This window comes from Amycolatopsis plumensis (genome assembly GCF_042652605.1).
Taxonomy (GTDB): Bacteria; Actinomycetota; Actinomycetes; order Mycobacteriales; family Pseudonocardiaceae; genus Amycolatopsis; species Amycolatopsis plumensis.
Genome location: NZ_JBHSJY010000001.1, coordinates 1,698,498 through 1,709,331, shown reverse-complemented (window position 1 = coordinate 1,709,331; position 10,834 = coordinate 1,698,498). Strand labels below are relative to the sequence as shown.

Sequence of the window (10,834 nt, the reverse complement as noted above, 5' to 3'; positions counted from 1 at the left end):
CTCACGTCTCCGATGCGGGGCGTTTGACGTTGCCGCCACTGATGACCAGCACCGTGCCGGTGCCGGCGGGAACCGCTCTGTCGAGCAGCGCGGCGAGCGGCAGCGCCGCGGTCGGTTCGGCCGGCACGTCTGCCATGGCGTGCCACGCGGTGCGGATGCTGTCCTCGGAGACGGTGACGATGTCGTCGACCAGCCCCCTGCCGACGACGACCTCGAAAGGCCGTTCGCCGAGGCTCGCCACCCGGGCCCCGTCGGCGATGGTGTCGGCCTCGCCGTGGAGCCGGTGCAGCCTGCCGGTGCGCAGGCTGGCCGCGGCGTCCGCGGCCCGTTCCGGCTCCACCCCGATGACCGCGACGTGCGGGGCGCGGGATTTGACCGCGAGAGCGGTACCGCCGAGCAGGCCGCCACCGCCGACCGGCACCACGACGGTCGCGAGATCCCGGACCGCGGCCATGATCTCCTCGGCGACTGTGGCCTGACCATGGATGACGTCCCAGTCGTCGGAGGAGTGCACGAACGGCCAGCCGCGTTCGGCGGCGATCGCGCGGGCCAGCCCGTCGCGGTTGCCGAAGGTGACGCCGTGGGTGATCACCTCGGCGCCGAGGTCGCGGACGGCAGCGAGCTTCGTGGGCAGCACGTTCTCCGGTGCCACGACCGTCACCGCGATGCCCAGCGCCCGCCCGGCGGTGGCCACCGCCTTGGCGTGGTTGCCAGAGCTGGCGGCGACCACACCCGCGGGGTGACCGGGCAGCCGCAGCAGAGCGTTGTACGCACCGCGCATCTTGAACGACCCCGACACCTGCATCGACTCGAGCTTGAGCAAGGTCCCGCAGGGCAGCGCGCGCAGCGGCGTGTGCCGGATGCGGGACCGCACCCGCCGGGCCGCCTCCTCGATGGCCGTGCGGTGGACGCCCAGGTACTCCGCCGGCGGCATCATGTCGTCGTGGGCGAGCGTCATGACGGCTGTCCCGCCAGGCCTGGGACGATCCGGGTGCCGCGGACTGGTGAGAACGCCAGGAACAGGGCGGGGAGCAGGAGTCCGGCGCCCGCGACCGCGATCGCCCCGCGCAGCCCGAAGAGCTCCGCGAGCAGCCCGCTCACCACCGCGGTGACCGGGGTGGCCGCCCAGGCGACCCAGCGGAACGTCGCGTTCACCCGCCCCAGCAGGTGGTCGGGTGTCATGATCTGCCGCGCGCTGACCAGGCTGATGCTGTAGGTCTGCACCCCCGCGCTCACCGTGAAGGTCGACAGGATCAGCAACCCCAGGCTCCACCAGCTGTTGTCCGGCACCAGTGGGACGATCAGCACCGGCCCGCCCGCGACGAACGCCGCCCAGGTCACCGTGGTGCCGAGGCCGACTCGGCCGTTGACCCTGCGCACGACGAACGAGCCGACCAGCGCGCCCGGCCCGGCCGCGGCCAGGATCAGCCCAAGGCTCCCGGCCGAGAAACCGAGGTCCTCCAGCACGAACAGGGCGAGGAGCGGGGTGCGGATGTAGAAGAAGGCGTTCATGATCCCGGACGAGATCGCCATCGGGCGCAGCAGCCGGTCGCCGAACACGGTCGACAGGCCTTCGCGGATGTCCCGCCAGACCGAGGCCGCCGGGGGCGCCGCGGTCGTTTCCGCCGCCCCCGCCCGCTTCGGCACGGTGAGGGTGACGATCAACCCGGCTGCCGCCAGGTAGCAGACCGCGTCGATGGCGACGGTGTTGGCGGCGCCGAGCAACTCCGCCAGGAACCCGGCGATCGACGGACCGACGATCATCGCGGCGGAACGGGTGAGTTCCAGCTTGCTGTTGGCGTCCACCAGCTCGCGCCCGCTCACCAGCGCGGGCAGCAGCGAGGGCGACACCACACTGAACGCCACGTGCAGCGTGCTGACCAGGAAGTACACGACTATCAGCCACGGCATGGAGAGCAGGCCGAGTAGCGCCGCGACCGGCAGCGAACCGAGCAGCACCGCGCGGCCGGTGTAGGTCGCGACCAGCATCCGGCGGCGGTCGACCCGGTCGGCGAGCACCCCGAAGAACGGCCATGCGAACGCCATGGGTGCCATGCCGACGCCGACGAACAGCCCCATCTAGGTGGCCGTCGCGTCGAGCTGGATCACCGCGACCAGTGGCAACGCCACCAGCGAGAGGTGATAGCCGAACTCGGAGATCGTCTGTCCCGTCCACAGACGCACGAACGGGCCGTTACGCAGCAAGGTCATCGCCATCCGCCTCGGTCGCTGTCACCATCGTGTCCAGGAGTGACCCAGCCCGGCCCGGGTCGAACAGCTCCTGGTCGTAGATCAGGTCGAGGAACACACCTCCCGGCCGGTCGTGCGCGAACAGCGTGATCGGGTAGCGGGCCCAGACCTCGTTCAGGCCGGTGTGCTCGATCTCCAGTCCGGCGACCTCGACGGCGCGGTGCGGGAAGTCCTGCATGTTGAACAGCGCCTGCGCGAGCGGCGCGTGGCTCGCGGCCTTGTCGGGCGCCAACTCGTCGAGCAGGAGTTCCAACGGCAGGTGGCGGTGGGAATGGGCGTCGAGCACCCGGCCCCGCGTGCGGCCGACCAGCGTGGCGAAGTCCGGCCGGCCGGTCAGATCGGCCCGCAGCACCACCATGTTCGCGACGTACCCCACCATCGCGTCGAGCTCCGGGCGGTCGCGATTGGCCATGGGCACCGCGACCGTGAAGTCGTCCCGGCCGAACCGGGTGCCGAGCGCCGCCTGGAACGCCGCCATGAGCACCATGAACGGTGTCGCCCGCAGCCGGCGGCACAGCTCATGGACCCGGGCGCTCTGCCCAGCGGTGAGGGTGCGGGTCACCCTGCCACGGGCCGGCCGGCCGGGCCCGGTGAGCCGCGGGTAGTCCGGTGGCAGCTCGAACAGCGCGCCGGCCCCGGCGAGTTCGCGACGCCAGTGGTCGAATTCGGCCGCGACGAACTCGTGGGTGAGATATGCCCGCTGCCACGCGGCGAAGTCCGCGTACCGCGCGACCGACGGAAGCTCCACAGTGGACTGGTACAGCGCGGTGAGGTCGCGGAGAACCAGGCCGACCGACCACCCGTCGGCGACGAGGTGATGGATGACCACGCACAGGACGTGGTCCCGCGGGCCCTGCCGCAGCAGCGTCGCACGCAGCAATGGCCCGGCCGCCAGGTCGAACGGCTGCCCGGCCCGCGCCGCGACCGCACCGGCCAGGTCGGCGGGAGCCACGTCGACCACCTCGAGCGGCACCGGCGCGGGCGGCCGGAGCTGCGGGCCGTGCGCGGGGAAGACCGTCCGCAGCGCGTCGTGCCGTGCGACGAGCCCGGTGAGGGCCGTCGCCAGCGCGTCGTGGTCGAGCTCGCCGCGCAGCCGCCGGACAATCGGCACGTTGTAGAACGCATACCGCCCGGAACTCCGTTCCAGGGACCACAACCGACGCTGCGCGGCGGTCAGCACCGGCTCGCCCGAAGCCGGCACGAGCTCGGGCAGCGGGTCGGCTTCCGCGTCACGGACCCGCGTCGCGAGCTCCGCGACAGTCGGGCTCTCGAACAACGCACGCAGCGGCAGCACTACGCCCAGCGACTCCCGTAGCCCGGCGACGGTCCGCGCGGCGAGCAGCGAATGTCCGCCGAGGGTGAAGAAGTCCTGGTGCACCCCGACTTCCGGGACGTCGAGGACGTCGCACCAAACGCGGGCTATCAGCTCCTCGACACCGTCGCGCGGGTGCTGGTCGGTCACCGCCTCCGCCGCGGGTCCGGGCAGCGCATCGCGGCGGATCTTCCCGGTCGTGGTGCGCGGGAGCCGGTCGAGCGGGACGAAACCGGCCGGGAGGTGGGTGGTGGGCAGCCGGTCGGCCAGATCGGCGCGGATGCGCTGGGGCGTGGGCAAAGTGCCCGCCGGCACCACGCACGCCACCAGCCTGCCGCCGGGTGCGTGCACCGCGGCCTCGGCGATCGCGGGGTGCGCGCACAGCGCTGCCTCGATCTCGCTCGGGTCGATGCGCACCCCGTTGACCTTGAGCTGGTGGTCGGTGCGCCCGAGGTACTGCAGAGTCCCGTCAGGCAGGTACCTGGCGCGGTCACCGGTGTCGTACATCCGTTCCCCGGCCCTGGTGGGGTGCGGGACGAACCGCTCGGCGGTGCGCCCCGGCTGCCGGTGGTAGCCGCGTGCAAGGCCCGCGCCACCGATGAAGACGCGGCCCGGCATGCCGATCCCCACCGGGCGCAACCGTTCGTCGAGCACCTCGACACGAGTGTTGCCGATCGCCGTGCCCACCGGGATCCGGTCGGTCGCGCCGGGCCGTACGCGGTGGCGGGTGGTGGTCATGGTCGTTTCGCTGGGCCCGTACATGTTGTAGACGACCGCATTCGGCGCGACGGCCGTCACCGCGGCCACGTCCTCGGGGTGCAGCGGCTCACCGGAGACCAGCACGGTCCGCAGATCCGGCCACTGCCTCCCGCGTGTGGTGAGCATGCGCAGCAGCGACGGCACGACGGCGGGCACGACCGTCGTCTCGGCGATGGCGCCGGCAACCGCGTCGAGATCGGCCGCACCGCCCGGCACGAGGACGACGCGTGCGCCGACGGCGAGCGGGAGCAGCAGGTCGCGCAGCGACGCGTCGAAGGACACGGTGGTCAACGCCGTCACCGTGTCGGCAGCGGTGACGAGACCGGCCCGGCTCAGATCGGCCAGGTAGTTGGCGACTCCGCGGTGGGTGCCGGAGATGCCCTTCGGGGTGCCGGTCGTACCGGAGGTGTAGACGACGTACGCCCGGCCGTCCGGGTGGACGAGCCGCGGCGGCGGCTCGGGCCCGTCCTCGAGTGGGGGCAGTTCGGTGAGCTCGAGGTCGGGCCGTGCGTCGGCGAGCACGTCCGCGGCCCGCCGCGGCGGCAGCTCCGGATCCAATGCGACGAAGCCCGCTCCGGTGCGCCAGACGGCGAGGAGGGCGACGACGAGGTCGACGCCGCGCGGCAGCCGCACCGCGACGAGCCGTTCGGGTCCGGCGCCCAATGCCGTGAGCCGGCCGGCCAGCCGGGCGGCCCGGCGGTCCAGATCCCGGTACGTCACGACCTCGTCCCCGCACACCACCGCGTCCGCGTCCGGGTGCAGCGTCGCCCGCGCGGCGACCTGCGCGGCCACTCCGGTGTCGGGGACCGGTGTGGCGGTGTCGCCCGCGCGGTCGAGCAGGGCCTGTCCCGCCGCGGTCAGCAGCGACACGTCGGCGTGCGGTGCGGACGGGTCGGCGACCATGGCGGCCAGGATGGTGCGCCATCCCTCGACAAGGATGTCCGCCTCCGCACCGGAGAACACGTCGGTGGCGAACCGAAGCCCGCAGTCGAACCGGTCGCCCGAGTCGGTGGCGACCAGGGTCAGGTCGTTCTTGACCGTGTTGTTGGATACGCCGACCGGCAACACCTCGGCCCACGTCTCGCCGGCCGGGCGGGGCGCGTGCAGCTCGAACATGACCTGGTGGAACGGCTGGTGGGCGAGGTCCCGGTGCGGCGCCGCCGCCTCGACGACCTTCTCGAACGGCACGTCCTGGTGCTCGTAGGCGGCGACTGCCGCGTCCAGCACGACCGTCAGCGCGTTCGCGAAGGTCGTGGCGCTGGACAGATCGGCGCGCAGCGCGACGGTGTTGACGAAGAAGCCGGGCACGTCCTCCAGTTCCGAGGTCGCACGCCCGGCCACCGGCGTGCCGACCACGAGGTCGTCCGTGCCGCCGAACCGGGCGAGCAGCAGCGTGAACCCGGTCAGCAGCACCATGAACGGCGTCGCGCCGTGCGCCGTGGCCACCGCACGCACCGCCGAGGTGAGGCCGGCGTCGAGCGTGAACCGCCGGATGCCGCCGCGGTAGGTCGGCATGGGTGGCCGGACGCCGGTGCCCGGCAGGTCGAGGATCGCGGGTGCCCCGTCCAGCACGGACCGCCAGTGGTCGAGCTCGCGGTCCAGCCGCTCGCCCGCCATCCAGTCCCGCTGCCACGCGGCGTAGTCGGCGTACTGGAGCGCGGGCTCGGCGAGCGTGCGCCCGTGGTACAGCGCGGCCAACTCGTCGACGAGCAGCCCGAGCGACCAGCCGTCGGTGACGATGTGGTGCATCGTCAGCACCAGCACCGGCCGACCGGCCCGCAGCAGCAACTCGGCCCGCAGCAACGGTCCGGTGGCGAGATCGAACGGGAGCCGCGCCTGGGTGTCGGCCGCGGCACGGACCGCGCCGTCCTGGTCCGCGTGCGCCGTCAGGTCCACCTCCGGAAGTGGCACCGGCTCGGCGGGCAGCAACCGGCCGGCCGGGCCACTGCCGGTGTCGTCGTAGACGGTGCGGAGGATCTCGTGGCGGCGCACGACCTCGGTGAGTGCCGCCCGCAGCGCGGGCACGTCCAGCAGTTCGGGCAGCGCGAGCACCAGCTGCACGTTGTAGGCCGGGGAGCCGGGCACCAGCCGGTCGAGGAACCACAGCCGTTCCTGACCGTATGACAGCGCGTCGGTGCCGCTTCGACGCGACACGCGGACCGGCGGCGTGCTCTCGCCACCGGCCTGTGCCTCGACGTACTGGGCGAGGTCGGCGAGCGTGGCCGCCTCGAACGCGGTCTGCACCGGAACCCGCACCCCGGTCGCGCGCTCGAGCCGCACCACCATCTGGATCAACTGGAGTGAGTGGCCGCCGAGGTCGAAGAAGCGGGCGTCGGCGCCGATGTCCGCCCTGCCGAGCACCTCGGCCCAGATTCCGGCCAGCGCACGCTCGCCATCGGTCCGGAGGGGCGTGCTGCTCGCCGGTGCCGGTTCGGGTGCGGGGAGCGCGTCCCGGTCGAGCTTGCCGTTGGCTGTGCGCGGCAGTGCGTCCAGCACGACGAAGTGCTGCGGCACCCAGCCTGCCGGCAGGTGTTCTCGGAGGTGGGCACGCAGCTCCGCCGGTCCGGGCGTCGGACCGGCGACGGTGAGGTACGCGGCGAGTGTGGTGGTGCCCGCCCGGTCGGCGACCGGGCGCACCGCGACCTCGCCCACCGCCGGGTGCGCGGCGAGGGCGGCCGCGATCTCGGCCGGTTCGATCCGCTGCCCGTTGACCTTGACCTGGTGGTCGGTGCGGCCGAGGAACTCGAGCGTGCCGTCCGGCCGCCAGCGGACCACGTCGCCGGTCGCGTAGCGCCGGCCTCCGAACACGGTGGGATCGGGCACGAATCGCTCCGCGGTCAACCCCGGCTTGTTCAGGTAACCCCGGCCGACCGCGGTCCCGCCGTGGTACAGCTCGCCCGGCAGCCCGAACCCCGCTTCCCTACCGTCGGGATCGAGCACGTGCGCCGTGGTGTTCCACATCGGACGGCCGATCGACGCGACCGCGCCTTGGTCCGTTGTGGACGCCCAGGCGCCGGTACTGTGGATCGTGGTCTCGGTCGGGCCGTACAGGGTGAGCAGGGAGCCGTCGAACTCGGCGAGCACCCGGTCGCGCAGGTCACCGGGTAGTGCCTCACCGCTGCAGATGATCACGCGCAGGCTCGTGCCGGCGGGGACTCCGGTGGCGTCGACGAAGGTCCGCAGCATCGACGGCACGAAGTGTGCCGCGGTCACGCCCGCGTGGTCGATCAGCTCGGCGAGGTAGCGCGGGTCGCGGTGGCCTCCGGGACGGGCCAGCACCATGCGCGCTCCCGTCATCAGCGGCAGGAACAGCTCCCAGACGGAGACGTCGAACCCGAACGGTGTCTTCTGCAGGACGACGTCGGCGCGGTCGAGGCCCAGCTCGTCGGCGAGCCAGAGGTGGTGGTTGACCACGGCCCGGTGCGGGATCGCGACTCCCTTCGGCGACCCGGTCGAGCCGGAGGTGTAGATCACGTATGCGGTGGCATCCGGTGTCACGCCGGTGCCGGGTGCTCGGTCCGGGAAGTTCGTGAGGTCATCGCGGTCGAGGAGGACGACCGGGGGCAGGTCGGTGCTCCGCAGTGCGCGGGTCGCTTCGGCCTCGGTCACGATCGCGACCGGGCGCGCATCGGCGACCATGCGTCCGAGCCGTGCCGGCGGGAGATCGGGTTCGAGCGGCAGGTAGCCCGCACCTGCCTTGAGGACCGCGAGCAGGGCCACGACGAGCTCTGTCGATCGCGGGAGGCAGACCCCGACCAGGATGTCCGGTCCGGCACCGAGCTCGCGCAACCGGTGAGCGAGCCGGTTGGCCCGCCGGTCGAGCTCGCGGAAGGTCAGCTCGGTGTGCTCGTCGGCGACGGCGATCAGGTCCGGAGTTCTCGCCACCTGCGCGGAGACCAGCTCGTGCAGGCACGCGCCGAGTGCCGGCACCGAGGTGTCGTTGGCGGCGCGGACCAGCGCCCGCTCCTCGTCCGTCCACAGTGGAATATCCAGCGCCTGCTGGTCGGGGTCCTCGGCGAACGCCGCGAGCACCAGACCGAGGTGACCCGCCATGCGCTCCGCGGTCGCCCGGGTGAACAGGTCACGGGCGTAGCGCAGCCGCCCGGTCAGCTCCCCGCCGTCGACCGCCATGAAGTCGAGGTCGAAGCGGGCGGCGCCGTTGGTGACCGCCACCGGCGTCCACTCCGCGCCACCCGCCGCGAGCACGCGTGGTGCGTCGTCGAGCTGGACGAGCGCGCGGACGAGGGTGTCGTGCCCGGTGCCGCGCACGCGGCCGGCGAGCAGTTCGAGTGGCAGTTCCTGGTGTTCGTAGGCGGTGAGCGTCGCTTCCCGGCAGCGGGTCACCAGCTCCCGTACCGACGCGTCGCCGACGTCGACCCGCAAGGGCACCGTGTTGACGAAGAACCCGATCACCTCCTCGGTGCCACCTCGGACCCGGCCCGCCATGGGCGTGCCCGCGACCACGTCGCGGCTGCCGGTGTAGCGGGCGAGCAGCGTCTGGAACGCGGCGAGCAGCACCGGGAACAGCGTCGCGCCCTCGGCCCGGGCGAGGGCACGCAGCTTGCGCGAGGTCTCCGGAGACACGGTGACCGGCAGGTCGTCTCCGCGCAGGGTGGCGGCGGACGGGCGCGGGAAGTCGGTCGGCAGCTCGAGCGACTCCGGCGCACCCGCGAGGTGCTCGCGCCAGTGAGCCAGCTCGGCCGCGCTCCGCTCGGCGAGCCGCTCCCGCTGCCGCGCGGCGAAGTCCGGGTACTGTGCCGGCGCCGGCGGCAGGTTAGTCTGTCCATTTCGGACAAGCTGACCGTACGCAGTGGACAGTTCGCGAACCAGGACGTGCTGGGACCATCCGTCGCACACGGCGTGGTGGATCACCACCAGCAGCAGGTGGTGATCCGCGCCGAACCTGGCGAGCCGGGCACGCACGAGCGGGTCGCGGCCCAGGTCGAACGGCGCCCGGATGTGCCGGCCGAGCCAGGCTTGCTCACTGGCGGCGTCGCTGCCGATGTCGTCGACGGCGATGATGACCCGGTGGTCCGGGGTGATCGTGAGCACCGGTGTGCCATCCGCGGCGACGATGTTCGAGCGGAGTGAGTCGTGCCGCGTGACGACCGCGGCGAGGGCCTGGCCCATTGCGGCGACGTCGAGCGGGCCGCTCAGCCGGAACGCGAGCGGGACGTTGTAGGCCGGGCTGCCAGGGGAGAGCTGGTCGAGGAACCACAGCCGTTCCTGGCCGGCGGACGGCACGAGACGCTGCTCGTCGGGGTAGGCGCCGGTCCCGGCGGCGGCCTTGCGCAGGGCCGCGCGCACGGCGGCGGGACGCCTCCTGGGCGAGGCGGTCATCGAGCCGTGCTCTCGTCGTCGTCCATCTCGTACCCGTCGGCGAGCAACGCCTCCGCGGTGCCGAGCAGCGCGTCTGCGTCGACCTCCGGCTTGACCTCGAGCCAGTCCCGGAAGGCGACGACCGTGGGCGCCTCGAACAGCGCCCGGACCGGCACCTCGAGGTCGAGAACCGCGTTGATGGCCAGCACGAGCCGGGCGGCGAGCAGTGACTGGCCACCGAGCGTGAAGAAGCTGTCGCGGGTGCCGACCGCGTCCCGGTCGAGCGTGTCGGCCCACAGCTCGGCCAGCAGCTCGTCGAGTGCGTCCCGCGGCTCCCCACCGCCCTCCGCGACCGGGAGGTGCCCGCGCACCAGGGCGGCCCGGTCCACCTTCCCGTTCCCCGTCAGCGGCCAGCTGCCGACGACGGCGACACTCGACGGGACCATGTACGCGGGCAGCGTCCGCCCCACATCCGCACGCAGCTGCTCGGGATCCAGCCCGTCGGCGCCCCGGACGAAGGCCACCAGCCGCGCACCACCGTCGCCGACCTCGGCCGCCGCGACCGCGTCCGCCACACCCGTGCACTGCCGCAGCGCGGCCTCGACCTCGCCGAGCTCGATCCGGAAACCCTGGATCTTCACCTGGAAGTCGTCCCGGCCGAGGAACTCGATCGTCCCGTCCGGCAAGTACCGCCCGAGGTCACCGGTGCGGTAGATCCGAGCGCCGGTCTCCGGGTGGTCGACAAAGCTCGCCGCGGTCAGCTCCGGGGCATTCCAGTAGCCCATCGCCACGCCGACGCCGCCGATGTGGAGATCACCGGGCACACCGATCGGACAGGGGGACATCGCCTTGTCGAGGATGTGGAAGGTCTGGTTCGCCGTCGGCCGCCCGTAAGGAATGCTCGTCCACGCGGGGTCGACGTCGCCGATCTCGTGGAGGATCGACCAGATCGACGCCTCCGTGGCACCACCGAGGCTGATGACCTTGGCGTCCGGGCAGGCGCGTGCGATGTCGGCCGGGAGCCCGACGCGGATCCAGTCCCCGCTCAGCATGACGAGGCGAAGGCTCGCCAATGCGCCTGGCCGCGCCGCAGCGACCGCGAGTTCCATCAGTGCGGGCACGGAGTTCCACACGGTCACCCCGGTCCGGTGGGTCAGTCAGCGCCGACAAGGCGAGCACGCGGTCCCCGGCGGT

The 10,834-nt window shown here is 72.8% G+C and carries 5 protein-coding genes; all 5 read right to left on the bottom strand.

Going from position 1 to position 10,834, the window contains the following annotated elements:
- Window position 1 precedes the first annotated feature (1 nt).
- The 5 genes from ACFPLC_RS07730 to ACFPLC_RS07710 are packed head-to-tail and all read right to left on the bottom strand — an operon-like array spanning window position 2 to window position 10,749.
- Window positions 2–958 (bottom strand): threonine ammonia-lyase, encoded by a 957-nt coding sequence (locus ACFPLC_RS07730; protein ID WP_378195747.1) that lies wholly within the window; start codon window positions 956–958, stop codon window positions 2–4.
- Window positions 955–2,079, bottom strand: a complete 1,125-nt coding sequence (locus tag ACFPLC_RS07725; protein WP_378195744.1) for an MFS transporter — start codon at window positions 2,077–2,079, stop codon at window positions 955–957. The genes ACFPLC_RS07730 and ACFPLC_RS07725 overlap by 4 nt, the downstream gene beginning before the upstream one ends.
- A complete protein-coding gene (locus ACFPLC_RS07720; RefSeq protein WP_378195741.1) occupies window positions 2,080–2,211 on the bottom strand; it encodes a hypothetical protein in 132 nt (43 codons plus the stop codon).
- On the bottom strand, window positions 2,195–9,661 hold the full coding sequence (locus ACFPLC_RS07715) for an amino acid adenylation domain-containing protein (protein ID WP_378195739.1): 7,467 nt from the start codon (window positions 9,659–9,661) through the stop codon (window positions 2,195–2,197). The genes ACFPLC_RS07720 and ACFPLC_RS07715 overlap by 17 nt, the downstream gene beginning before the upstream one ends.
- Entirely contained in the window at window positions 9,658–10,749 is a 1,092-nt protein-coding gene (locus ACFPLC_RS07710; protein WP_378195996.1) for a non-ribosomal peptide synthetase, read from the bottom strand. Before ACFPLC_RS07710 ends, ACFPLC_RS07715 begins: the two co-directional genes overlap by 4 nt.
- Between the last annotated feature and the right edge of the window lie 85 nt (window positions 10,750–10,834).